The organism is Zunongwangia profunda SM-A87 (assembly GCF_000023465.1).
Lineage (GTDB): Bacteria > Bacteroidota > Bacteroidia > Flavobacteriales > Flavobacteriaceae > Zunongwangia > Zunongwangia profunda.
In genome coordinates, this window is the sequence record NC_014041.1 from 1873626 (window position 1) to 1898994 (window position 25369).

Below are 25369 nucleotides of genomic sequence, written 5' to 3' on the forward strand. Positions count from 1 at the left end.
TAAAACCAATCTTATGAAAAAGTTAGCGCTATTACTGGTGATGATTACCAGCATGGGTTTAACCGCCCAAAATTCGACTGAAAGAAATACCGTTACGGTGACCGGAGAAGGAAAAGTTATGGTTGTTCCAGATAAGGTCATTATTAACTCCAGAATCGAAACTGAAGGTTTAAATCCGACTGATGTTAAAAAGGACAATGATAAAATTGCCAATGATATTTTTAAATATTTAAAATCCCAGGGGGTTCCAGAAAAAAATATTCAAACTGAATATATGAATCTGAATAAGCGCACCGATTATAATACTAAAGAAGAAACCTATGTGGCCAATCAGGCGATCTCAATAAAACTTGATGATCTTAAGAATTATGAAAAGATCATGCAAGGACTATTAAAGAACGGGCTAAACCGTATTAACGGGGTAGAATTTTCTTCTTCTAAAATAGAGGAGTATCAAAAAGAAGCCCGTAAAAAAGCAGTCTTGGATGCCAAACAAAAGGCTGAAGATTTGGTAGAAGCCTTAGACCAAAAAATTGGTAAAGCGGTAATGATCTCTGAAAATGGAGGCAATACTTACCCTGTAATGCGAATGGCTGAAATGAAGTCAGCGGCGCAGGCAGATCAACAAACCATAGCTCCAGGAGAGATGGAAATTAGTGTGAATGTAAATATAAGTTTCCAGTTATATTAATCTGAAGTTATTTCAGGTACTTAATTAGTTAGTTAAATAAAAAAATCCCCGGTAAGCCGGGGATTTTTGATTTTGATATTTTTTTCAGGAGTAATTATTTCTTGCCTTCTAAAAGCTCTCCTATTCTTTTATCTAAAGCTTCTTCACCACGTACATCACGATCTACGATTACACCGTTTTCATCCAGGATAAAAGTGGCTGGGATAGCGCGAATTCCGTATTTTTTAGCAATAGGATCATCCCAAAATTTTAGGTTAGACACATGGTTCCAAACAAGACCATCATCTTCAATAGCCTTTAGCCATTTGTCTTTTTCATTTGGCTTATCCAAAGACACACTAATAATATTTAAACCTTTGTCATGGTATTTATTATATACTTTTACCACGTTTGGATTTTCTTCTCTACAAGGTTTACACCAAGCGGCCCAAAAATCAATAATGGTCACTTTACCCATCGCATTCTCTAAAGAAAGTTCTTCACCTTCAGGTGTTGGTCCACTAAAATCTGGAGCTTCGCTACCAATTTCTGTAGCGCTCATCGATTCTAATTGTTTTCCTAACATGGCACCAAGAGCCGTATTCTTTACTTCTTCATCTAATGAATCATACGTTTCTTTAAGCTCTTTAACCGATATCCCTTGCATTCTTAAAAGATCTACAAGTGCCATCACTGATACAAATGCATCTTTATTTTCTTTCGCTATTTGTTTTTTGAATAACTTGTCATTATCCATAATTTCGGTTTGCGTATTCTGCAAGGTTTCTAATTTAGTAGAATCCTGACTTTGATACGCGGTTTGCATTTCCATTCTAAGCTTACTCACTTCTTTATTTATGGATTGCATGTTTTCCATATATTCGTTTAAAAGCTCATTCTGTTTCCCTCCTTTTCTCTTAGAGGCCTGTATGCTGTCTTTATATATAGTGAAATCGATATTTTCATTTTCTGTAATGAAAAGAACCATACCGTTAATACCTTCAACTTCAAGATAGCCCAAATTTGGACTTTCTATATCGGCAAAATCGGCTTCAAATTTTCCATTTTCGATAGTGGTAGAGTCGATTCTTTCTGGTCGCTGGTTTAATTCCTTCAACTCAGAAAAATAAACCTTTTTACCATTCTCAATTCCTTCAGCCTTTCCTGAGATTGAAAATCCCTGATCTTTCTCGCATCCGGTTAGTATAACCAATAAACTAGCTATTCCTATTAATTTTCGCATGATTAAATATTAATTTTGTGCAAAAGTAATGAACTGAATGCTGAATGCGGTGTGATTATTGCAAAAGTTTTGTAATTTAAACTCATATACTTTTTTAGAATTATTTACGGCCATTAATTAAGATAAAATGAAAGAGCAGAAGCAGGATTTTCCCCTGGACATAACCATTAGCTTCCATAAAGTAGTCGAGCAATATCAGGATAGATTAAAAGTTGAAGAGAATCCTATTGCCAAAAAGTACATTAAAAGCTTATTGGAATATGTAGATCAATATCCGAAGCTTGTAGAAGGTATCCAGGAAATTAAAGATCTGGAAAAGTACAAAGAACCCATTAAGATTTTACTGGACGATCTTTTTCCAAACGTATTAAGTAATAACGAAATTAAGGCAGTTTCCATTCCCTATCATAACATTCTTTTTAACCATTCCAATCGATTAAAGAATATTATTAAAGCTGCGGGTAAGGATTTTAAACCCAAAATGCGGGAGATCGATAACAATTCGGCATACATTAATGCCTGTATTAATATTCTTAATAATTATTATGATTATAATATCGATTTTTCGCGTCCGCCGTACTACGATATACCAGATGAAAACGGTATAGAAAAACATTACAGGGCAGGTTTAAACGGTGATTTTGTAGAATTATATCCTAAAGATGAAGCCCAGGAAATTACTCAGAAGGATGTGGATGATTTACTACAGGATGTGGAGAATATCGAATTATGGAAAGAAAAATTCCCTCCATGCAGCTGGATGTTCAAAGGTTTTATTATTGTAAACCTTACCGATGTGACTATTGAAGATGCTATATCTGAATTAAAAACAGCTTTGCTTTTTCAGAAAACGGCTCAAAAAGACGAGTTAGACAAGCTACAGCGTATATTCAGGACGATTTATAAGATTCCGGATCTGAGAGTAGGATTTACTGGATATAATGCAGAGGATAAGACTTTTGAGAAAGTAATGAAGATGAAGGCGAAAAGCTTTATTCTGAATGAAGACCTGCAGAGTGATTGTAAAACAGGAATATGTGAACAGAGTTTTAGTAACCTTATCGAAAAAAATAAAAAATTCAGCATTCCTAATGTGGAGAAGTATGCTAAAGAAAATGACAATCTTTTATCACGAAATTTACTGGCTAATGATGTAAAAAGCTGTATTCTGGCCCCACTGGCTAAAAACGGAAATTTGGTAGGTATTCTTGAACTGGTGGCTAATCGTAAAAATGTTCTTAATCGCATCAATGCGATGAAATTAGATGAAATTCTACCGTATATCATCACCGCATCCGAGCGTAACAAGAATGACTTTGAAAATCGCATAAAAGCAGTAATACAAAGTGAATGTACGTCTATACATCCTAGCGTATTATGGGTTTTTGAACGCGAAGCACGCAAATTTATAAGCGATTATGACAGCGATGGACTGGCATCTTTTAAAGATATCGTATTTAAGGATGTGTATCCGTTATACGGCCAAATAGATATTGTAGCCAGTAGTGATGCCAGGAATGAAGCTATTCAAAAAGATTTGCTCTATCAATTAGATGTTATTCTTGAAATTATCGATAAGGCTTATAATATTGAGGAACTTCCTATTTATGAGCAGGTAAAATTCAGAATTAAGGAATTTAGAATTGATATTGACGAAAGTCTGAATGCCAGCAGTGAGCAAAAGATATTTGGCTTATTGCAGAGAGAGGTGAATCCTTTAATGGAGCATTTGGAAAAGCAAAGTGAAGAAATACGAATAATGGTTGCCGATTATCGCGAAATGCTAAATCCTGAAACCGGTATTATTTATAACCATCGAAAAGATTACGATGATACGGTTCAACAAATTAACCGTACCATGTCCAGATTTTTAGATAAGCGGCAACTCGAAGCGCAGAACATCTACCCGCATTATTTTGAACGTTATAAGACAGATGGGGTAGATCATAATATGTATATAGGCCCGTCGCTCACAAAAAACAAGCCGTTTAATAAAGTTTATCTTTTTAATTTGAGATTGTGGCAAATTAAGACAATGGTAGAAATGGAAAATAAATTCTACCACCTGCAACAGTCTACTCCCATGCATTTGGATGCCGCGTCCTTGATTTTGGTTTATAATACCACGCTTTCTATACGTTATCGAATGGATGAAAAGAAATTTGACGTGGATGGTACGTACAATGCCAGATATGAAATCATTAAGAAGCGTATTGATAAAGCTTTTATTAAAGGTACTGAAGAGCGGATAACGCAAAAAGGTAAAATTGTTATTATCTATTCGCAAAAATCTGATGAGAGGGAATATCTGCGCTATGCGAAATATTTGCAGGCTAAAAGCTATCTGGGGGATGAGCTAGAGCTATTAGAATTAGAAGATGTACAGGGAGTTATTGGTCTTAAAGCGATACGGGTAAATATTCTATATACCTCAGAACATAAAGAACATGAAAAACCTATTACTTATGAAAATCTTATGGAAGAATTACATTAATAGGTTTTAAAAATGAATATAATCAATTTGATTTTTTTGAATATAGTAAATAGACTAAATATGTAGCTTTTTTGAAGCTTTAAAAAAAATTACTATTTATAATTCGTGGGAAAATCACGAGGTTCTTAATTCCAATGTTTAGGAATCTATGTTAATGATATAGCCTATTCTTACTTAAAATTATCTTGTAGTATATTATAGCTATTATATTAAAAAAGCTTCTAAAGGAATGAGTTTAAGGCGGACTTTTGAAAGGAAGTGAATACCTTTTAAAAACCTCCAGACGTTTTTTACTAGTAGAACTTCTAAATATTATCTAATAAATTTTACTAAAGTGTTAATTTATTATACCACAAAAGCTTAGTTTATGAACACTATCACTGTTTATGAGTTTTACATAAGTTAAGGTTTATTAATCGTTCTTCTAAACCTAAAGTTCTGATGTATTTTTAGGTTATGATAAAAGAGAAAATTTTTAACGATACAGCAACGGCTTTTAGATTAAAATCTGATATGGAAATTAATAGAGCCGTACTGCTTTTTAGTGTAATGGGAACACCATCTTTAATAAAACCGGGAATAGGACTTACAAAATTTGCTTTAAAAGCAAAATTACCGATTACTCCGATTATTAAAAATACCATTTTCGATCAATTTTGTGGAGGGATTACAATTGATGATTGCAAACCGGTTATGGACCAGATGGATGAGGTTAATTTATCCAGTATTTTGGATTATTCTGTAGAAGGGAAAAAAAATGAAGCGGAATTCGATTCGGCCTATAATGTGAAATTAGAGCTTATCGAATTGGCCAGAGAAGAAAGTGAAGTTCCTTTTGCTATTTTTAAACCCACCGCCTTAGGGAGGTTTAAAATCTGGCATAAGGTAAGTTCTCGTGTTAGTTTAAGTGACAAAGAAAAGGAAGAATGGGAGAGAGTGCAGCAAAGGGTAGAAGGTTTATGTGAAAAAGCGCATAAGCTTAAAGTAAGATTATACGCAGATGCTGAGGAATCTTGGATGCAGGAAGCAGCCGATCTTCTGATGGAAAAAATGATGGCTAGATTTAACAAAGAGGAAGCCTTGATTTTTAATACGTTTCAGTGTTACCGTTGGGATCGCCTGGAGTATATAAAAGAATTGCATGCAAAAGCGAAAGAGCAGGGCTTTAAGATTGGAGCGAAGATCGTAAGAGGCGCTTACATGGAAAAAGAAAATAAACGTGCCAGGAAACGAGGTAAAAAGTCACCTATTTGTAAGTCTAAAGAAGCGACCGATGTTAACTTTAATAGTGTTATGGGGTATTGCCTGGACCATTTAGAAGATTTTTCTGTATTTATTGGTACACATAACGAGATAAGTAATTATCTGGCTTTGCAAATATTAGAAGATAAAGGTATTGCTAAGGACGATCAGCGAGTTTGGTTTAGTCAGTTATATGGTATGAGTGATCAGATAAGTTATAATTTGGCAGCAAGAGGTTATAATACCGCCAAGTTAGTGCCATTTGGTCCCGTTAAAGATGTTGTTCCTTATTTATTAAGGAGAGCTGAGGAAAATTCGTCGGTTAAAGGGCAAACCAGTAGAGAGCTTAATTTGTTGAGCAGGGAAAAGGAGCGAAGAAAAAAATCTGAAAATCTTGCCGAGGCTAATGCCTAATGCTAAATTTTATAGCTGTTTAAACTTCAGTATTTATGAATCCTGAGATTCAGTAAATTAAAAGATCCCTGATCACTTAAAAAGTATTCAAAATGATTGAATTTTGGGATATCCCGAAGTTATTTATTGCATTTTTTGTAATCTTACCGCTGGTATCCCTAATCCATGAGTTGGGACATGTGATTATTGCCAAAATTTTAGGCGCAACAAACGTCAAGATTATTATTGGCTCTGGACGAATTCTTTTAAACACAAGAATTTTCGAAATTAGAAAGTACTATTTTTACTATGGGTATTGTTACTTCGAAAATATAGACGATGACAGCCGCTGGAAAAATCTCTTTATCTATTCCGGCGGCATACTGGCCAATATTTTTGTGGCGGTACTCTTGATATATGTAATGTCTGGCGATTTTTTAAATACTACAATTTTTACTTATCAGTTCTTATATTTTTCCATGTATTATGTGTTTTTCGCTTTGCTGCCTATTAGTTATCCTGATGGCAATTATAGCGATGGAAAGATTATTTATCACTTACTGAAAAGAAACCATCAATTATTACAGCAAAAGCGGTTTCAACTGTGGTTTGATACTGATGATAAATGTTGGAAATTATCTGTAGAAAACAGAGATCAAATAGAAGAATTGGATGATTTTGATAAAGCCTACGAAGTAGCCTTAGAGCAGGCAAGAACCTCAAGACCCAGTAAGCTTGAAGTCATCAAAGAAAATACAAGTCATTTTGAAATTTTTCCAAGAAGTCCTATTTAAAGAATACCTGAAATATAGATTAAATGAATAAGCTCCCTATCATAGGATAAAGGAGCTTACTCTGCACTAACTAAAAATTAACTCAAAATTGCCGAAGTTCTTTGGCGGAGAACAAAATTGCAAATTCACGTTTCATATTTTGGTGTTTTAAATATGTTTCTTATGTCACAATTCAGAGAATAGTTTGCTTTTAAATTGAAGATTTCAATGCTTTTTTTATCTGATTAGCGACTAAAGAAACCTGCACAGGTTGAAGTAAAACGACCCCTACATTTATAAATTCCATATTATTTTTGATAGTCTTACTGGTTACAATACTGGGAGTACCAGCCTTTAATTTATCGTATAGTTGAGAACCGCTAATCTTGAATTTATCGGTATCCCAGATAACATCAAGGGTGGGGAATACATTTGCAGGACCTTGTGGAATGACTACTTTGGTTTCAACACCTTCCATTTGATCTAGGATGGCACTAATTTTGGCAGTACGATCCATCCATTGCTGCCATTCTTTATCATGATCTTTTTCCAGATAACTTTTTAAAGCTGCATACATTCCAAAAATTTCTTCTTTGTTTACTTTCATTGGACGACCTATAGGTGCTTCATGTGGACTGTAATTTAACTTCGCAGCTTCGATAAGAGAAGCTTTACCAAAAAGTAGGCCTGCACTTTGGGGACCCCTAATCATTTTTCCTCCTGAAAAAGTCACCATATCGAAGCCCATTTTTTGATATTTGAAGAGGTTTTCTACCGGTGGAACATCAGCAGCAGCATCAATAAATGATGGTACATTATGGTCTTTACAAATAGCCACAAACTTTTCGTGCGAAATATTATTTTTTATGCCATACCAGGACTCCGCAGCATTAAAGAAAAGTGCCATCACCGTATTTTTATTGAAGGCTTTATGCATTTCTTCTTCGTTATCAACTTCGATAATTTTTGCACCTGTAGTGGTAATGGCCTGGTCGAAAACATAACGATGATTGGTCTGCATAATTACTTCAGGACGCTTCCCGGGAAGATTAGGTATGAGTTTTCGTTTTTCTGAATCGAAACCTGTGATGGCCGCCGCAGTCCCCAGTACTAGTGCACATGCAGCACCCGATGTTACCATAGCCGCTTCGCAGTTTAGCATTTCCGCAATTTTAATTCCCGCCTTATCTTGTAACTGGTACATATCTGCAAAATCATGAGCGGTAGAATTGATAGCTTCCAATACTTCCGGTAACATAAGCGAACCTGAAAGCCAGGTCATCGTTGCAGAGGCGTTGATTACTTTATCTACTCCTAACTCTTCAAAATAATCAATACTTTTTTTAGCGTATTTGATTTTCCCGAAGGCATCGTATTTATATATGGAACCCGGTATACCAGCAGCCAGTGTCATTATTGGAATACTTTTTAAAATATCTCTTCTTTTCATAATAGCAGGTTATTAGTTTACTCATTAATCGATATTAAACACTCTGAGGCTTGCCCTTAAGGGAGCTTACCAGGTACGCTTGTTTAAAAAATGGTTCAGTTCTTCCTGTGTCATAGGAACACTATTACCATTATTTTTAATCCATTTAAGAAAACGATCTTTGATAGTGGATGTCCATTCATTATCAATCTCGCCAGATTCGTAAATTCCTTTAGAGAGCATTTCATGACCAAATTCATCTCTTAAATCAATAAATTCAGCTGTTAGAACTACTTTCTCTACCAAATGCGCCGGAATAAAAATGACACCTTCTTTTTTGGCTAAGACTAAATCCCCGGGCATTACAATTGCCCTCCCAATTTTTATTGGAGTATTTAATCCTGCCAGCATCACATTTTTTAAGTAGGTAGGGTTCCAATTTTTAACAAATGCATTAAAACCTTCGATTTTGGATAGACCTTCTAAATCTCTTGAAGATCCATAAAATACAACCCCTCTTTTTGTTTTAGAATAAATGGCATTTCCCAGATTATCACCTATCAAAGTTCCTTGTAGTGTCTTCCCAAAAGCATCGGCAACATAAATATCACCTTCGGTTAATTTAGCGATGGGCCAGGAGTTTGTGTTTCCTTTAAACCCCTGTTCATGTCCTCGGGTTTTTATTTGCTTCTCAATATCCGGGCGACTAGGCAAAAACATTGCTGTTACTGCTCTACCAACCACCGGCTGGTCATTAATGCTTTTCCATTCCCCTTCGTATTGCGAAGCATATCCCTCATTATCCAGAATCTGCCAGGCTACGTCTATAGAAATGCCCTTTGCACGTTCGATAAGATCTGCCGGGATTTTAGGGCGTCCATCGTCAAAACGTTCCCCTTTCCACGTATCGGTGAGGTATATAAGCTCTTCTTTGGCAATTTGCTGAGCATGTACTACATGTAAGCCTATAAAGCAAAAAATGATAAGGATATAAGACTCCGGTTTTCTAATTTTCATAAGGCATTTTTTAAAGGTTACTATCCCATTCCGGGCTGGCCAGCCCGTTTAGGTCGTAAACGATTTTACCAGCACGAACCGTCATTTCACATTGCAGCTTTTTATCACCTGTCATCTTTTTACCACTGCTATCGATAAATCCAAATTCGCCATCCAGTAATGATAAAACCGCGATATCGGCTATACTACCTTCAGATAGGTTTCCTAGTTCTTCATGATGAATGACCTGGGCCGGTTTCCATGTAGAGGCATTAATTACCTGTTCCAGTGACATATTTAGGTTTAGAAATTTAGACATCACATTAAGCATGTCTTTCATTCCGCCGTTCATACTCTCCGCATGCAAATCGGTACTAATGGTATCTGGAAAGAAATCTTCGTCTATAGCTGGTATTGCCTGTGCAAATGCAAAACTACCACCGCCGTGACCAACATCGAAAATGATTCCTTTTTCACGGCCTTTAGTAGCATAGTCGTACAATTTACCCGTAGTAGGATCAAGAATCGTCATTCTTACGCTAGAGAGATTAGCATACATATGAGTGAAAATATCTCCCGGACGAAGCTCCTCCATGAACAAACGAGTTAAAGAGAGGGGAGGTTGATGCCCGCCAAAATCGATCATTACCGGAACATCAGCAATCTCCCCGGCTTCCACGGCTCTTTGTATAGGCGTCCATTCGGCTCCCGAATAATGCGCGACTTTAATTCCAACTAGTTCAGGATGTTGCTGGATGGTTAAGGCCGTCATTTTAGCATTCATGTCCTGTAAATCCTGTTCCCAAACACCACCACGCATGCCTTCTCCAACAATATTAAGAAATGATAACACCCTGGTTTCAGAATGATCAATCACGTTATTCTTAAAGATCTCAAAGTTTTTCCATCCGGGGCTTCCGGCATCAACAACGGTAGTCACTCCGTTTCTAAAGGTAAATCCATCGGGGGGGAGTGCTAAAAACCCGTCAGAGAGGTAATGATTTTCTTTGGTTCCGTAGAAATTATGGGTGTGAAGGTCAATAATTCCCGGACTTACATAATAGCCTTTTAAGTCTACAGTTTTCTTAGCTGAACTGGTATTGATATTCGTTTTTACCGCAACAATCGTATCATTTTTGATAGCGATATCCAGCGTTTTACGCTCAATTTTATTCTTAGGATCGATTACAGTTCCGCCCTTTAATAACAGGTCGTATTCTTGCGAAAAGACATGAGGGGATCCGCACAGTAGTGTGAGAATAACTACCGTGTACTTAAAAAAATATGTTTTAAACATTAGGTGATTTTTTGCGTTAGAATTTCATTCAGTCTTGAGGCAACGACTCTTTCCTGCCCAGGTTTAAGCATCCAGGTGGTAATACTCACAGTGTTCTTTCCGCCACCGGCAATTTCTATAGAGGGATGACCATTTCTCATCGCTTCTTTTAACTGGTCGCCGGAGATCTTAATTTTTGAAGTATCCCAGTTGAGGTGGAGCGTCGGGACAACATTTGCCAGTTCTGGTACTTTAATTTCGGTGGTCATACCTTCAAAATCTTTCACTGCATTTTGAACAAGGTTTATCTGGCCTTCCCAAAGATTCCAATCGGCTTCATGATCTCTTGAAAGAAAGTCTTCAACTGCGGCAAGCATACCTACAATTTCTTCTTTATTTACCTTCATCCCGCGACCAATAGTATCTCCAAATGGCGGTGCATTTAGCCGGGCGGCATCAATATATTTTTTCTTACCCATTAAAATACCGGCACTTTGCGGCCCTCTAAGCCCTTTGCCACCAGAGAAACAAACCATATCGAATCCCATTTGCTGAAATCTGAAAAGATTTTCTACGGGAGGGACATCGGCAGCACAATCGATCATAGTGGGCACTCCATTTTTTTGGCAAATATCTAATACCTCCTGCCACTGGATCTCGCCTTCGTAATTAAGAAAATTAACAAAGTAATACATGGCTGTATTTTTATTGATCGCTTTTTCCAGCTCCTTTGCAGTATCTACATATACTACTTTAACGCCACAATTTTCTATAGCCTGGGCATATTCGATGGCATGTTTACGTTGCATGATCACTTCGGTTTTCATGCCGGTACCTTCAAGATGGGGTAGCATTCCTGCTTTTTCAGCATCCAGACCGGTTAAAGTTCCAGCTGTTCCCAATGTTATTGCGGCGGCTGCACCAGATGTTACTGTTGCAGCCTCACATTTTAATAATTCAGCAAGTCGAGCGCCTACTTTATCTTGTAATTCATGATAATTTACAAAATCATAAGAGGTCGCCATATAAGCGTCCTTTACCTCTTCACGCATTAAGGAACCCGTCATAAACGTATAGGTTCCGGCAGCATTGATAAAAGTCCTTACGCCAAGTTCTTTAAAATAATCTCTCTTTGCCGCTTTAGTAGGTTCTGAAGCAGCATTCTTTTTAACAAAGAAATCTGGCTTTAAAACTCCTGCCAGTGGCAGCAGGGAAAGTGATTTTATTAAATTTCTTCTGGATGTCATAATTTTTTATTTTAATGCTGCTATACAATCGATTTCTACCAGAGAATTCCCCGGTACACCTCCGTAAACAGCTACCGTAGTGCGCACAGGAGGGTTTTTACCAAACTTTCCAAGGTACACTTCATTCATGGCTTTGTAGTCGTTAAGGTCGTTGAGGTATACATTTACCTTAAGCACTTTTTCCATGGAAGAACCTGCTTTTTCAAGCTCTTTTTTCAATTCCTCTAAAACATGTTTGGTATGATCTTTAATATCTCCCTCAAAATGAGCTCCTTTTCCTGCGATATAAACAAGACCATTATGAACTACAGAACTAGAGAATAATGGCACCTCCTGATCTGAATCTTCATCAGTATTTCTAATAATGTTGTTTGAAGACTGGTCTTCGGATAAATTTTTGGTATTTAAATTTTTACCAAAGGCGGCTAATCCTGTTAATCCAAAAACTGATGCAGCTATTTTTCTGATTGCGCTTCTACGTTGATTTTTCATAAATATTATTTATTTAGTGTTTATTGTTCTACGTCCCACCATACTCTGGTTGTAAACAGGTCTAATCCCTGTTGACTAACTGCCGCCTCATAATTTTCAGTGTTTACACTAATTTCACTAGGCGGATAAGTAAGTCTTCTTGGTATCGTCCCACCGGTAAGGTTTCCGGTTACATTTACCGGTGTTAACTCAGGGTAACCTGTTCTTCTCCAATTAGAGTATACTTCAATCTCATCAGGAAAAACAGAAACCCAAAATTGAGTATGAATTGTTTCCATTTGTTCTTCAAGGCTTCCCGTTAAACTTTGAGAAGCGATATAGGTGTTGACCTCTTCTTCTGAAACAGCAGCCTCATTTCCATATAAGCCTTCCAGGCTGTTCATCGCATCTCTAATACCTTCCAGATAATAAGATTGGGCATCTCCAGATGTCCATCCTCTTGCTGAAGCCTCAGCCAGGAGCAGGTTCATTTCAGCACTTCCCAGTACCATTAAAGAAGAGTTAAGCGATAAAAGGGTGTTAAGATTAGGCTCTGAAAGTCCTGGAAAGTTTTCTGGACGGTTTACAAGGCCGTTAGGCATTCCCTGTTGTAACTCCGGATCAGTTTTTTGGGAGCCATTAACCCATACGGCAGCAAAGGAACTTAGCCTTGGATCATTATTTTCTTTCAGGTAGCTGATAAAGGTATCAGCAAATTTACCACCTTCTGTGTTACTGCTTCCCTGGTTAGATTCGCTATAGTTGTTGTTCCTTAATTGAAAAGCAATAGGATTTGAATTGATCACCTGCCCACCAGGATAATCGATAATGGCATTATTTGAAGGTTCTGCTATTATGCCGGCTGATATGGCTTTTTGTGCCCACTCTTCGGCAAGGGTAGGATTCACTTTGGTTAAACGCATCGCTAATCGTAGCATTAAAGAATTCGCAAATCTGCTCCACTGGTCTACATTGCCGTTATAAATTAAATCCCCGTTACCAAAACTTGGTTGGTTAGCATCTAAAGAACCAGAAGCACTTTGTAGTGTATTAAGCATATCCATGTAAATGGCTTCCTGGGTATCGTACACCGGGCTGTAGTTTGCTTCGCTGAATGCTGTAGTAGCTTCGGTATAAGGCACCATACCGTATAAATCGGTAAGACGATGATAGGTATATACTTTCCATATTTGGGCTATGGCGTTTTGATTGGAAAGTCCCTCGACTCCTTCAGTAGCATAAATGATTTTATCTATTTCATTTATGGCGTCCAGATAAGCCCCGTTAAAAAAAGCGTACGGATAACTTCCTGAAATGTACAGGTATTTATCACCTAATCCCGGCACCTCAAGATAGGTTGCGAAATGCTGAACAAATCCTCCTGCACCAAATTCGTAAACTGTTCCTGTACTATTATTTAAAGCATCGTAAATAGCTTTAGTGAACATATACTCAGGATCTACCTGATTAGAGGCATCCGGATTGGTGTTTTCCTCTTCAAAACCGTCATCGCAGCTTATGAATAAAGTAGAAACTATTACGAATAAGTATGTGAATTTAGTATATATAGTTTTCATAACGTTTTCGATTAAAATTTAAACTTAAGATTCAATCCATAACTTCTTGTTCTTGGAAGCGCGAAGGATTCGAATCCCTGAGCATTACTGTTGGTATAAGCAGATTCCGGATCGAAGTTATCGGTCTTGCTATACAGCACAAACAAGTTCCTGGCGATAAAAGACAGGGAAGCCGATTGTAATTTGAAAAGGCTAATTTTTTCTACCGGAATATTATAACTTAAAACGACCTGTCTTAATTTCACAAAACTACCATCGTAAATAAAGTGATCTGAGTAGTTTTTAAGGTTTTGATAGTAGGATCTGATATCTGTGGATGGGATAGTATTGGTATAGGGATCGCCGTTTTGGTCTACCCCTTCTAGTACAAGTCCGTTTTCCCTACCTTCCAAAGTACGTTTGGATAATCCAAACCTGGTTGCATATACGTTAAGTACAGAGAAAATATCGTTACCAAATTTACCATCTAAAAGAACATCTAAAGCAAAGTTTTTATATTTAAAACGATTGCTTAATCCCATCGATAAAGGAGCAACTGAGTTTCCGATCTTTTTTAGTTCACTTCGCATGGGGAAACCGGAATTCGAATCGAATACAATATTACCTTCATCGTCTCTAAGCATAGAATATCCTTTGATCACTCCAAAAGCTTGTCCTACTTCATGATGAATTTCAGCCCAGTTCCCCACAGAATTTGCTACGGAAATGGTATTTAGGCCTTCTGCTAACTGCTTTACTTCATTTTTGTTATAGGCCATGTTATAATTTATATCCCAGCTGAAATTATCATTCTTTACCGGCGTGCCGTTTACAGCAACTTCAATTCCCTGGTTTTCTACTTCTCCCACATTAAAGTAGGTATACTCGTAACCTGTAGTAACCGGGATCTGAGCATTTACGATATCATCTGTGGTTGTTTTGTCGTAAACTGCTACGTCAAAACCTAAACGGTTATTGAATAATCTTGCTTCTAACCCAATTTCAAAAGTGGTAGAGGTATAGGGTCTAAGATTTGCATTTGCTAAGAGTCGTTGCCCGCCAACCTGAGTAACCTGTTGTAGCGGTTCCCCGCTACTGGGGATCATAGTGTAACTTTCGTTAAGGGTATAAGGATCGGGTAGACCTCCACCAACCTGTGCCCAGGAAGATCTTATCTTACCATAGCTAAACCAGTCTGGTTTATTGATAACTTCAGAGAAAACAAAACCGGCACCTACAGAAGGATATAAAATACTATTATCACTATCAGCTCCGTTCGAAGCAGTTAATGTAGAAAACCAGTCTTCTCTCGCGGTGGCATTCAGGTATAGATAGTTTTTATAACTAAGGTCCAGAGAACCGAATATGGAGTTTGTGGTAAGGTGTTGATTACTAGGAATCGTTGTGCTGGTTTGAAGATTGGTAAAACTATAAAAGAAAGGAATTATAAATTGCCTACCATCATAGTTGGTCTGCTCGTTTTGATATTTTCTGATATTTCCCCCGGCCATCACACCAAGATTGATATCTTCTGTAAGATCTTCATTATAATTAACGGTAAGCATACTATTGGTTTCGCTTACGGTTAAATCGAAACCATGATATTCTCCTGCCGCATTATTGGTATACAGTGTTCCTGTAGGAAGAATGGCGGTAAAATCGAAACTGGTATAGTCCCTGCTTACGGATCCTCTCACACTAAGATTATCCAGTAAGCGATAATTTAAAGAAACCTGTCCTAAATATCGATCTCTAATACCTTCATTTTTAAATTTATTGGCTACAAAATAAGGGTTAGAAGCATAAGGGGTTTCATTCCATTCTATCTCGTAACCATTTTCATCATAGCCTGGATCCAACCATCGTACATCTACAGTATTGGCCAGCATATTCACCCAGTTAGGGTTACCGGTGGCATCCCCGGCGCTGGATCTGTTATAAGATTTAGAGCGATTAAATTGTACCAGTCCTTCAATATCCAGTCTTTCCCCGATGGTAGAATTAAGGTTTAAACTAAAAATACGCCGGTTAAAGCTATTATTGGGGACCACACCTTTGGTATCGGTATCTGAAATAGAGAATCTATAACTTGTTTTTTCTGACCCGCCGCTTAACGCAATGGTATTGATAAAAGTGGTACCGTTTTCGTAGAAATGGTCAATATTATTTTTTTGCGCCACATAAGGTCTTTCTATCCCATCGAAAGCAACAAACGGTTGCCCGTTAATGCGTTCTCCCCAGTTTCTACGTCCCCAGGTAATGGCATTAGACTGGTTTAAGGGACGTTGCCCGCCATTTCCCTGGCCGTACTCATATTGCCAGTCGGTAAAATCCATTGGAGAATCGACGGTGAAACTCGAATTAAATTCTATACCAATTCCGCTATTAAAACTTCCTTTTTTAGTGGTAATAATAATGGCGCCGTTCGAGGCTCTGGAACCATAAAGAGCTGCTGCGGTTGCTCCTTTAAGTACACTTATAGTTTCTATATCATCCGGGTTGATTCCTCCGGTACCATCTCCATGGTCTATATTAAAACCTCCGGCACTTGTAGAGGCGCTGCCTCCTAAAGTGGTATTATCCATCGGCATTCCATTAATTACATAAAGCGGCTGGTTGTCTCCCGATAATGAAGTATTTCCCCTAATAGTCACTCTACTGGAACCACCTGCTCCGGTTGTAAGATTAGAAACGCTTACTCCCGCAATTTTACCAGAAAGTGCATCAGCTAAGTTTACTTCTTTAGCCTGAGTAAAGCCATCCCCGTCTACTTCGGTTACGGCATAGGTAAGAGCTCTTTCTTCTTTTTTAATTCCCAGAGCGGTAACCACAACATTTTCTAATTGCTCGGTATCATTTTGCAAGGTTGCATTTATAGTCGTTTGGCCGTTTACCGTGATTTCCTGTTTTTTAAAACCTATTCCAGAAAATACTAATATGGCATTTTCACCCACTTCAATTTCGTAGACGCCATCAAAATTCGTAGAACTACCATTGTTGGTTCCTTTTTCTACTACATTAATTCCCGGTAGTGGCATTCCTTGGTCATCTACAATAGTACCTTTTACCAGCTGCTGGTAATTTGTGGTTTTTGCAGTTCTTCGAGGGATCTTTTTAACTGAAGGTTTTTTCTTTAAAATGATCTGGTTGTCGAAGATTTGGTAAGAAATACTATCATTTTTAAAGATAAGTTGTAGTACATTCTCAATCTTTTCTTTAGTAACATTCAAAGAAACAGGTCTTAACAGATCTATCTCATTGACTTTATAAACAAAGTTGTAATCTGACGTTTTTTCAATAAAACTTAATACTTTTTCCAGTCGTTGATTTTCAACTTTTACAGAAATTTTATCGCCCTGAGAGTAAGACACACGGGCCTGTATCGTAAAGAGAGAAGTAAAAAGAAAAAGAAGACTCAGTTTCATTTTTAAGTTGCTGGTTAGTCGCTGAAAATATCTTTCATGCTTCAGAAGTTTTTTCATATTTTTGAAGTGTGTTTAAAGTGATTAATAAATTTTTAATCGCACCATATTAACCGAGAGGTGTTGCAGCATCTTTCGGTTTTTTTAATGCATTTTTTTAAGAATTCAGGTGTTTCTCATACCTATTTATTTAATGATTATTTTATTGTTTTTTACCGTGTATTGTATATCATAAGCCTTTTCGAAATAGAAAAGCATTTTTTCCAGACTCACATCTTTATCAAAAGTGGCATTAAACTCACTTTTTTCCAGAGGTTTATTTTCGATCACAAACTCCACATTAAATTTTCGTTCTAAGGATTTGAATATTTCGTCAAAAGATTTATTTCTGAATATCAATTTGCCATAAATCCAGGAAGTATAAAGCTCGGTATCTACTTTTTCTTTTTGAAGTGTCTTGGAGTTCTGATTAAAAGTTCCCTTTTCACCCGGATGCAGGATTTGATCTTTTACGCTTTCTTTTTCCTGCATTTTTACAGCACCCTCTACCAATACCACTTCCGAAGTAGTATCGGAAGAATAGTCAGACATATTAAATTTTGTACCCAATACTTCAACCGCAATTTTATTTGATTCGACGATAAAAGGTTTGGTACTATCTTTAGTTACTTCAAAAAAAGCTTCTCCCGTTAATACTACTTTTCTGTTGCGCCCATTAAATGCAACTGGAAATTTTAAACTGGCACCCGAATTCAGGTGAACAATAGTACTATCGGCCAGTACCAGCTTGTATTTTTTTCCGTAGGGAATTTTAATCGTATTATATTCGGTAGTTGCACCCGCTTTATTTCCTATGTAGCTTAACTGGTTATTTATCGAATTATGTTTGGCCACTTTTTGTCTACCAACCTGAATAGCATTATCGTTTTCGTTAATATTTATTTCTTTACCATTATGTAATTGAATGGTGATTGGAGGTTGTTGCGAAGGAATAATTTGATTTCCCGGAGTATTTTGGGTATTGATAAACCATGTAGTGGCCACTAGCACGATGAAAACAGCTGCGGTATAGAAAAACCACTTATTTTTATGATACAGATGGATTAGCTTAGTGGTTTTAGGGCGGTTTAACTTGGTTGCCATTTTTTCATAAGCAATTTCGGGATCCGGAAGATGCAGTAAATCAATTTGGTAATTAGATTTTACGTAATTCTTAAATAATTGTTTATTGTTCTCGTCCTGCAACCACTTATATAGAATATGTAATTCTTTATCGTTGATAGAGTTTGTTAAATATTTTACTATTAAATCTTTCAATGCCTGTGTTTTTTATTTATAATACTAACTTTTAATAAAAACCCTTAAAAGAAATTTAATTTTTTTTAAATTTTATATTTATGTAAATTCTGCCATATTTCTAAAAGTTTTCTTAATGAAAGATGAGCTGTTGTTGTTAAGGAATATTAAAGATGGTGACCAGGTATCCTTTAAGGTCTTTTTTAAGGCGACCTATCCAGCATTATTTGGATATGTGAATTCCTATGCTCGAAACAGAGTACTGGCAGAAGATATTACGCAGCAGACTTACATCAAATTTTGGGAAAACAGAGAAAAGATAGATATAGACAATTCTCCAAAAAGTTATTTATATACCATAGCCTATAATAGTTTTTTAGACTCGAAGAAAAGGGAGCAAAAAGAACGCAGCTATATAGATCAACTCCATCGCGCAGCCATAGAGGAGGAGACCAATGAAAAAGAAAAGTTGGAACTTAAATTAGAACGTCTACAAAAAGTCATAGAAAGTTTACCTGAAAAATGCAAAAAGATTCTAATCATGAATAAGATGGAAGGTTTAAAATATAAAGAAATAGCTGATAGACTTGATATTTCTGTAAAAACCGTAGAGTCTCAAATGCGTATCGCTTTTCAGAAAATTAGGGAGTCCTTTAAAAATGAAGAGATTATTTTATGGATGTTATTTGGTAGATTAAGCGGATGTTCCTTATGATGTGGATTCGGAAATAAGAATATAGTTAATTGCAATATAGAAGAGATTAAATAGAAGAGACTTAAGAATTAATATTCAAGCCCCAGGATCCCGGATTAACAATGTTAAATGTTAAGTGTGGAAGATAATTTTCTATACCGATCTGTTACAGGTAAGTATGGGGACGATTGGTTTAACTTTCGCAAAACCGAAAATTTATTAGCCTTTGTTGAAATAAATAAAATTATAGCTTTTTAAAATAGATTGCTTTATTCTTTTCTTCAAAAAACTGACCTATTATTTAAGATATATAATATGCAATCCAAAACAGGTCCAGTTTGTAATCCTCTAATGTGGTATGGATCTTCAAATTCCGGTTGTAGTATAAAGATCGATAAAAGAGGTTTAATGCGCCGAAGTTTTACCAATAGGCATAACAATCGAGATGGTCCGAAATAAAAAGGAATTTGATAAGTTCTTTATGGGTTTAGGCCGCTGCAATTTACGGTAGTTTTTTAGTTAAAATAAATTAACGAATATAAAAAAAGATTATTTTAAGCACGACTAATTCAAACCTATGAAATTTTCATTTTTAAAGTATTTGCTGTATTCTATCATGGCAATATTTCTATCTTCATGTAACGAAAACGGAGGTATTGCTGACGGGGATGATGGCGGCGAACAAGAGCCTGAAGTAAGAGATGAGTATAATTATCTGGCCTTGAGAAGTGACGGCTTATTACTCTCTATTGGAGATACGAGTGGAAAGGTAACCAATATGGGACAGCTTACCCAGGAGAATTTCAATATTATATTGAATGCCGTTACTTCTTCCCAAACGCATACTTATATTTATGGAATACGTTTTGATGCTTTGGAAGGAGCCATTTTTAAATTTGATAAAAATTTGGAGCAAAGCGAAAAATTTATCTTGAATTTTCCTGAAGCTTTTGGTAATAACCCTGGTTTGATGTCGCTGGATTGGGATGAATCCAATCAGCAACTTATCGCGGTAGTAAAGGCTGAATTTGATATTGATGGTGCTAACCTGCCCTGTAAAATAGCCCGAATTGATCCCGAAACTTTCGAAGTGATTGCCGTGGAAGACCTCGACCTTAATGAGCAGCAATATAAAACGATATATTCTTCCCAATTAATTAACCAAAAGTTATATGTGAGTGCCTCAAAATCTAATAGTATCATTAATACAGATCTTTTAGAAGTGGATTTAATCGATAAATCATTTGTTACATTACCTAAAGATGATATTGAAACGGGAATAATAAATCTAGGGTGGAAGCCGGGGTCACAGCAGCTATTTGGTTTTACTCCTCTTACTAATACCAGTTACATCGCTGCCGTGCGTCCTTATTTTTACAACCTTGATGACAAAAATGCTGAGGCTATTTATATAGAAGGGAATATATCTGCAATTAATTTGGTTAGTAGAACATTTTATAATTCTAAAGCAGGAGAGTTTGTAGGATTCGCTGCAAGAGATGGATTTAACTTATTTTTCTTTGATCCCGGCACTAATAATTTTTCGTTGACCCCGATAATTGATGAAGATGATTTGTCTTCAGGTATTGGAATAATTGGTATGAAAAAAGCCCAATAGCAAAGTGTAAATATTTATTATTCAAAAAGCACGATAAAAAATATTGAATTTATAATTGTGATTATTTCGAATGGGCGTAGCGGAATGGAGATTTTTTTGCTCAATAGCTAATTGCTAAGATTAAAGAAAAGAAATAATAAAATAAATAGAGTATACAATATAGACGAGAGAAAAGCTTAAAGATTAAAATGTTGAATGTACTAAAACCCAACGGCTGATGGTTTAAAACTTTACACAATAAAAATTTTGCATTCAACTTTAAGAAGAACATTCACTAACCTCTTCTCGATACATTATATTTTCGCTAGACTTAAAATCAAATACTCTGACGAATAACAATTTCTACTCAATACTCTACTGAGTACTATTCAATTCCCGATAAAGAAATTTATTTCTTAGTGTTTATAGCGTTTTTCAGTTACACTTTAACATCATAACTCTTTTAGAATAAGAATTCCTGGATAAAATCAAAAATTGATTTCAATGGATATTCAAATCTTGAATAGGAAAAGGATTTGCTTCAATAAAAAATGAATTATAATAAACAGGAGCTAAAAATATTCAGCTCCTGTTTATTCTAATTCACTTGTAGCAGGAAAATTATAGTCTAACGGTTTTTCTATTCATACTTTTTAGAAAGAATTTAGAGGTTATTTTTCCTGTTTTAATTGATATTGAAACCCTAATTATTGATTCTCGAAAGTTTCAGCGAGGCTAATGATTATTTTCCCTTGAGCTCTTCCCGTAGCTAAATATTCGTATGCTTTTACGGCATCTTCAAAAGAATAAACAAGATCGATTGTTGGCCTTATTGTTCGATCCTCTATCATTGCTTTAATCTCTTTCAATTGATCGGCATTTGGTTGCATCCATGTATGCTTGTATTCAGCTGATTTTTCTTCGATAAGCTTAGCCAGTTTTTCAGGCAGTTGATAATTCTCCATACCCATTTCTTTAGCAGATTCAGCATCTGGAGGACCTATTATGCTAGTAACTCTCCCGCCTTCTTTAATAATATCAAAAGCTTCAAAAGTATAGTCATCGCCCAAAGTATCGAAGACGATATCCAGGTTATTGGCTACCTCTTTATAATCCTCATTTTTATAATCGATTACACGGTCTGCACCCAAAGCTTTTACCCAGTCAAGATTGGTAGTGCTAGTCGTAGTATAAACTATCGCACCTTTGGATTTTGCATATTGTATGGCAAAACTGCCCACTCCACCAGAGCCAGCGTGAATTAAAATTCGATCATCTTTTTTTAAGTTCACTTTCTCCAAAGCCTGTATGGCAGTTAGTCCGGTTAAAGGTAGCGAAGCGGATTTCTCGAAGGTTACATTCTCAGGTTTATGGGCAACCACTTTGCTATCTACGGCAACGAATTCGGCTACCGTGCCCATGTATTCTTGCGGAACTCTGCTGAATATTTCATCTCCTACTTTAAAATCCTTAACTTCATTTCCTATTTCAACGACCACACCGCTTACATCATACCCAATTCCAGAAGGAAGATCAAGCTTAAGCATATCCTTTAGGTGCCCCTGGACTATTTTGTAATCGATTGGATTTGCGGCAGCAGCTTTTACTGCAATTAGAATTTCGGAATCTGAAATTTCCGGTTTATCAATTTCAGCAATTTTTAGACTGTCTTTAATATCTCCGTATTTTGTAATTTGTATTGCTTTCATAAAATTATATTTTATTTCTTAGTAGTGTTTTCATAATCTTGATTTAAGAGTCTAAAGTTTTTATTAGAATCTTATCTGAAACTTCTACATACTCTTAAACTCATTATGTTTTGAACAGATCTTGCGGAATAAGGACGTCTTATTTTAAGCCTTGGTTCTCTTTCCGTTAACCTAACCAATGTATAAAGAATATCAGATTTTGGAATAAGGTTTAAAAAAGCTTTAACGCTTGATGAATTCAAGATCCAGGAAGGAGGATGATGAATTTTAATTTTTGGATGTTGAATGCATTGAGATATAATGTCGGATAGCGAACTATTTAGTAATAGAAAATAGAACATAGACTTTTGAAAGCACATTCAAGATCAAAGATTGAGGACTAAAAAATTTTGAATTTTGAATGTATCGAGATGAAATACGGCTCGTAGTTTCAAAAAGTCTAACTTCTCATTACTCAATACTACCTACTCATTACAACTTACTTTCCGATACAATATCTAACTTTCCTTTGTTTACAGTAGTTTAAAAGGCTTGAGGTGTAAATGAGGTGCAAAAGGAAAAATTGTTGATAAAATTAATACAAACAACCTCAAAATTAATGTTGAGTGAAATTTATGTAGTAAAGATAGTTTATAATCATACAATATTCCCGAAAGTTAAACTCGTAAAATACTTCCATCAAAAGACTACGGCATAAAGCCATCGCTTCTGCCACTACTCATTTATTCCGTTTCCTTTTGAGCCAAGATTTTATCTTCCGTTTGGTTTCTGCTCAAATATTGTTTAATCAAAAATTTGAGTATTATGACAACAAAAGTGAGTACAACAAAGAAGCGCAATAGAGCAAAATCTACTGCTAAGAAAGAAGTAAATGGAAAGAAATCATCCGTACATCAAATTCAGAATCTGTCCATCGGCAACATCAAGCCTGACCCAGAACAGCCGAGAAAGACATTTAACGAGGATGCGTTAAAGCAGCTTTCTGAGAGTATCGAAAAGCACGGTGTGTTGCAACCAATTACGGTTAGGCAACTAAATGGCCACTACGTCATCGTGATGGGCGAAAGAAGGTATCGTGCAAGTAAATTGGCAGGTAAGAAGACTGTGCCCTGTATCGTAAGAACTTATGAGAACAATGATGTTCTGGAAGTTCAAATCATCGAAAATCTGCAAAGACAGGATGTCGAGCCTACCGAAGAAGCTGAGGCGATTGCTTACCTGAGCGAGAGATATGTACCTACCGAAATTGCAAAGCGATTGGGTAGAACGAATAACTTTATCAGACAACGCCTAAAACTGGCAGGTTTGATTGAAGGTTTTAAACAATTTGTCCGCAATGGCGAAATGACTATTTCTTTGGGTGTTGGTGTTGCACTTTTTGAACCAGAGGAACAACAGATGATGTTGGAAACGATGGGCGAAGATTTTAATGCACATCAAATCAATAGGATGATTAAAGACCAGACCTTTGACTTGGAAAAGGCATCTTTTGATGTAACTGATAAGAAGTTGGTGCCGAAGGCTGGATCTTGTGTAGAATGTCCGTTCAATGCGGCCAATCAAGGTAATCTGTTTGGCGACGGTAAAATGGTCTGTACCAAAGCAACTTGCTTTGAAACAAAGAAAAGCAAGTCGTTCTTGAACTTGATTGAGAAATCGAAGAAAGAGAATATTCTCTTGATTCCTGAAATACGACAGTACTGGGCAGATGACGAAAACAATCAGCTCATTATTTCACAGTTGGAAAAGAATGGTTTGAAAGTCTATTTACTGGATGATGTTGAAATCATCGAAAATCCAATTGAGCCAACAATTGAGGCCATCAAAATAGAATATCAACATTACGATTATTCAGAAGATGAATTAAAAGCTGAGCTTAAGGAAGCCATTGAGAACTACGAAGAAGAATTAAAAAATTACAATTCAGCAACTGACAATGGATTTGTAAATGGCATCGTTTTCCATCCTGAGACCTACCAAAACAAAAAAGTGTTTGTCAAGGTCATTGAAAAGTCAAAAGATAAATCCACGGAATATTCTGCACCATTGGCCAACAGAAAAATGGCAGATTGTACACCCGAAGAACAAATCGTGAAAATCAACGAAAGGGAAATCCGCAAGAAGCACATCGAGAACAACAAGCAGTTTGAAGAAGTTGTCCAGATGATTCGTGAGACAGACTATATCGATACCAAAAAAACACTTTCGGTAGATGAAATGGTTGCCTTTTCAATTTCGCTATTTGAAAACAACGTCGATTATGTAGGTCGGCAAAAGCACTTTTCCAAGTTTTTAGCGGGTACTTCGAAGATGACAGATGTTGAAGTTGTTGAACATTTCAAGAAGAATTTCAAAAAGGAAATTTTCCACAAATTGATTCGCTACATACTTACGAGACAAGTCCATTTTGGTGAAAGCAACCACGTCAACAATCTGACGAATATTTCATTCTACAATGCGATGCAGGGATATTACAAATCCAAAATTGCAGGCATTGAGAAGGAATATGCCGAAAAACGAGACAAGCGTGAAGCACGTTTGAAAGAGCGCATCACAATTCTTGAAAAGAAAATTCAGGAACTCAACGATTAGCTTTTGTTGTTTTGAAGAAGGGTCGGCATTTGTGCTGGCCCTTCTTCTTTTTTATGATAGTACCTAAAAATGTATTTACGAGGAAGTGGTTATCAATCAATAGTTAGCGCAAAGGTAAACTCGTAAAATACACCCATCAAAAGACTACGGCATAAAGCCGTTGCGCGCATTCCATTCCTCATTTATTCCGTTTCCTTTTGAGCTGTGATTTTAGCTTCCGTTTGGGTACTGCTCAAATATTGTTTAATCAAAATATATCATTATGAAGG

The 25369-nt window shown here is 36.4% G+C and carries 17 protein-coding genes; 7 read left to right on the forward strand and 10 right to left on the reverse strand.

The window, feature by feature from the left end:
• The first annotated feature begins 13 nt into the window (after nucleotides 1–13).
• On the forward strand, nucleotides 14–691 hold the full coding sequence (locus tag ZPR_RS08240; RefSeq protein WP_013071216.1) for an SIMPL domain-containing protein: 678 nt from the start codon (nucleotides 14–16) through the stop codon (nucleotides 689–691).
• Nucleotides 692–785: 94 nt separating this feature from the next.
• On the opposite strand, the gene ZPR_RS08245 is transcribed toward ZPR_RS08240, so the two are convergent.
• Complete coding sequence (locus ZPR_RS08245) at nucleotides 786–1913, reverse strand: TlpA disulfide reductase family protein (RefSeq protein WP_013071217.1); 1128 nt, start codon at nucleotides 1911–1913, stop codon at nucleotides 786–788.
• A gap of 127 nt (nucleotides 1914–2040) precedes the next feature.
• Here ZPR_RS08245 and ZPR_RS08250 point away from each other — a divergent pair, with 127 nt between their 5' ends.
• The 3 genes from ZPR_RS08250 (at nucleotide 2041) to ZPR_RS08260 (ending at nucleotide 6836) form a co-directional block, all read left to right on the forward strand.
• On the forward strand, nucleotides 2041–4407 hold the full coding sequence (locus ZPR_RS08250) for a GAF domain-containing protein (RefSeq protein WP_013071219.1): 2367 nt from the start codon (nucleotides 2041–2043) through the stop codon (nucleotides 4405–4407).
• A gap of 456 nt (nucleotides 4408–4863) precedes the next feature.
• Complete coding sequence (locus ZPR_RS08255) at nucleotides 4864–6063, forward strand: proline dehydrogenase family protein (protein WP_013071220.1); 1200 nt, start codon at nucleotides 4864–4866, stop codon at nucleotides 6061–6063.
• Nucleotides 6064–6155: 92 nt separating this feature from the next.
• Nucleotides 6156–6836 (forward strand): M50 family metallopeptidase, encoded by a 681-nt coding sequence (locus ZPR_RS08260; RefSeq protein WP_013071221.1) that lies wholly within the window; start codon nucleotides 6156–6158, stop codon nucleotides 6834–6836.
• A 190-nt stretch (nucleotides 6837–7026) separates the two neighbouring features.
• Here ZPR_RS08260 and ZPR_RS08265 read toward each other — a convergent pair whose 3' ends face one another.
• The 8 genes from ZPR_RS08265 to ZPR_RS22485 all read right to left on the reverse strand — a co-directional run bounded on the left by ZPR_RS08265 (nucleotide 7027) and on the right by ZPR_RS22485 (nucleotide 18529).
• Entirely contained in the window at nucleotides 7027–8265 is a 1239-nt protein-coding gene (locus ZPR_RS08265) for an aminotransferase class V-fold PLP-dependent enzyme (RefSeq protein WP_013071222.1), read from the reverse strand.
• Nucleotides 8266–8331: 66 nt separating this feature from the next.
• Nucleotides 8332–9261 (reverse strand): RraA family protein, encoded by a 930-nt coding sequence (locus ZPR_RS08270; protein ID WP_013071223.1) that lies wholly within the window; start codon nucleotides 9259–9261, stop codon nucleotides 8332–8334.
• 10 nt (nucleotides 9262–9271) lie between these two features.
• Nucleotides 9272–10537, reverse strand: a complete 1266-nt coding sequence (locus ZPR_RS08275; protein ID WP_013071224.1) for an amidohydrolase/deacetylase family metallohydrolase — start codon at nucleotides 10535–10537, stop codon at nucleotides 9272–9274.
• Nucleotides 10537–11763, reverse strand: coding sequence for an aminotransferase class V-fold PLP-dependent enzyme (locus ZPR_RS08280; RefSeq protein ID WP_013071225.1), 1227 nt, complete (start codon nucleotides 11761–11763; stop codon nucleotides 10537–10539). Before ZPR_RS08280 ends, ZPR_RS08275 begins: the two co-directional genes overlap by 1 nt.
• Before the next feature lie 6 nt (nucleotides 11764–11769).
• Nucleotides 11770–12255: a RidA family protein gene (locus ZPR_RS08285; RefSeq protein ID WP_013071226.1), complete on the reverse strand. Its 486-nt coding sequence runs from the start codon at nucleotides 12253–12255 to the stop codon at nucleotides 11770–11772.
• A gap of 20 nt (nucleotides 12256–12275) precedes the next feature.
• Nucleotides 12276–13811, reverse strand: coding sequence for a SusD/RagB family nutrient-binding outer membrane lipoprotein (locus ZPR_RS08290; RefSeq protein WP_013071227.1), 1536 nt, complete (start codon nucleotides 13809–13811; stop codon nucleotides 12276–12278).
• A gap of 11 nt (nucleotides 13812–13822) precedes the next feature.
• Nucleotides 13823–17272 (reverse strand): SusC/RagA family TonB-linked outer membrane protein, encoded by a 3450-nt coding sequence (locus ZPR_RS08295; RefSeq protein ID WP_013071228.1) that lies wholly within the window; start codon nucleotides 17270–17272, stop codon nucleotides 13823–13825.
• Nucleotides 17273–17398: 126 nt separating this feature from the next.
• Nucleotides 17399–18529, reverse strand: a complete 1131-nt coding sequence (locus tag ZPR_RS22485; protein WP_049771438.1) for a FecR family protein — start codon at nucleotides 18527–18529, stop codon at nucleotides 17399–17401.
• A 115-nt stretch (nucleotides 18530–18644) separates the two neighbouring features.
• Here ZPR_RS22485 and ZPR_RS08305 point away from each other — a divergent pair, with 115 nt between their 5' ends.
• Entirely contained in the window at nucleotides 18645–19223 is a 579-nt protein-coding gene (locus ZPR_RS08305; protein ID WP_013071230.1) for an RNA polymerase sigma factor, read from the forward strand.
• 556 nt (nucleotides 19224–19779) lie between these two features.
• A complete protein-coding gene (locus ZPR_RS08310) occupies nucleotides 19780–20820 on the forward strand; it encodes a hypothetical protein (protein ID WP_148211691.1) in 1041 nt (346 codons plus the stop codon).
• 686 nt (nucleotides 20821–21506) lie between these two features.
• Here the strand turns inward: ZPR_RS08310 and ZPR_RS08315 are convergent.
• On the reverse strand, nucleotides 21507–22508 hold the full coding sequence (locus ZPR_RS08315; RefSeq protein WP_013071233.1) for an NADP-dependent oxidoreductase: 1002 nt from the start codon (nucleotides 22506–22508) through the stop codon (nucleotides 21507–21509).
• Between the two features lie 804 nt (nucleotides 22509–23312).
• Between ZPR_RS08315 and ZPR_RS08320 the strand changes: the two genes are divergently transcribed.
• Nucleotides 23313–25100 carry a ParB/RepB/Spo0J family partition protein gene (locus tag ZPR_RS08320; protein WP_009779473.1) on the forward strand — a complete coding sequence of 596 codons (1788 nt, stop codon included), beginning with the start codon at nucleotides 23313–23315 and terminating at the stop codon, nucleotides 25098–25100.
• Nucleotides 25101–25369 lie beyond the last annotated feature (269 nt).

Coding starts and splice junctions, on each gene's coding strand:
- ZPR_RS08240 (WP_013071216.1), top strand. CDS start 14: ATGAAAAAGTTAGCGCTATTACTGGTGATGATTACCAGCATGGGTTTA.
- ZPR_RS08245 (WP_013071217.1), bottom strand. CDS start 1,913: ATGCGAAAATTAATAGGAATAGCTAGTTTATTGGTTATACTAACCGGA.
- ZPR_RS08250 (WP_013071219.1), top strand. CDS start 2,041: ATGAAAGAGCAGAAGCAGGATTTTCCCCTGGACATAACCATTAGCTTC.
- ZPR_RS08255 (WP_013071220.1), top strand. CDS start 4,864: ATGATAAAAGAGAAAATTTTTAACGATACAGCAACGGCTTTTAGATTA.
- ZPR_RS08260 (WP_013071221.1), top strand. CDS start 6,156: ATGATTGAATTTTGGGATATCCCGAAGTTATTTATTGCATTTTTTGTA.
- ZPR_RS08265 (WP_013071222.1), bottom strand. CDS start 8,265: ATGAAAAGAAGAGATATTTTAAAAAGTATTCCAATAATGACACTGGCT.
- ZPR_RS08270 (WP_013071223.1), bottom strand. CDS start 9,261: ATGAAAATTAGAAAACCGGAGTCTTATATCCTTATCATTTTTTGCTTT.
- ZPR_RS08275 (WP_013071224.1), bottom strand. CDS start 10,537: ATGTTTAAAACATATTTTTTTAAGTACACGGTAGTTATTCTCACACTA.
- ZPR_RS08280 (WP_013071225.1), bottom strand. CDS start 11,763: ATGACATCCAGAAGAAATTTAATAAAATCACTTTCCCTGCTGCCACTG.
- ZPR_RS08285 (WP_013071226.1), bottom strand. CDS start 12,255: ATGAAAAATCAACGTAGAAGCGCAATCAGAAAAATAGCTGCATCAGTT.
- ZPR_RS08290 (WP_013071227.1), bottom strand. CDS start 13,811: ATGAAAACTATATATACTAAATTCACATACTTATTCGTAATAGTTTCT.
- ZPR_RS08295 (WP_013071228.1), bottom strand. CDS start 17,272: ATGAAAAAACTTCTGAAGCATGAAAGATATTTTCAGCGACTAACCAGC.
- ZPR_RS08305 (WP_013071230.1), top strand. CDS start 18,645: ATGAAAGATGAGCTGTTGTTGTTAAGGAATATTAAAGATGGTGACCAG.
- ZPR_RS08310 (WP_148211691.1), top strand. CDS start 19,780: ATGAAATTTTCATTTTTAAAGTATTTGCTGTATTCTATCATGGCAATA.
- ZPR_RS08315 (WP_013071233.1), bottom strand. CDS start 22,508: ATGAAAGCAATACAAATTACAAAATACGGAGATATTAAAGACAGTCTA.
- ZPR_RS08320 (WP_009779473.1), top strand. CDS start 23,313: ATGACAACAAAAGTGAGTACAACAAAGAAGCGCAATAGAGCAAAATCT.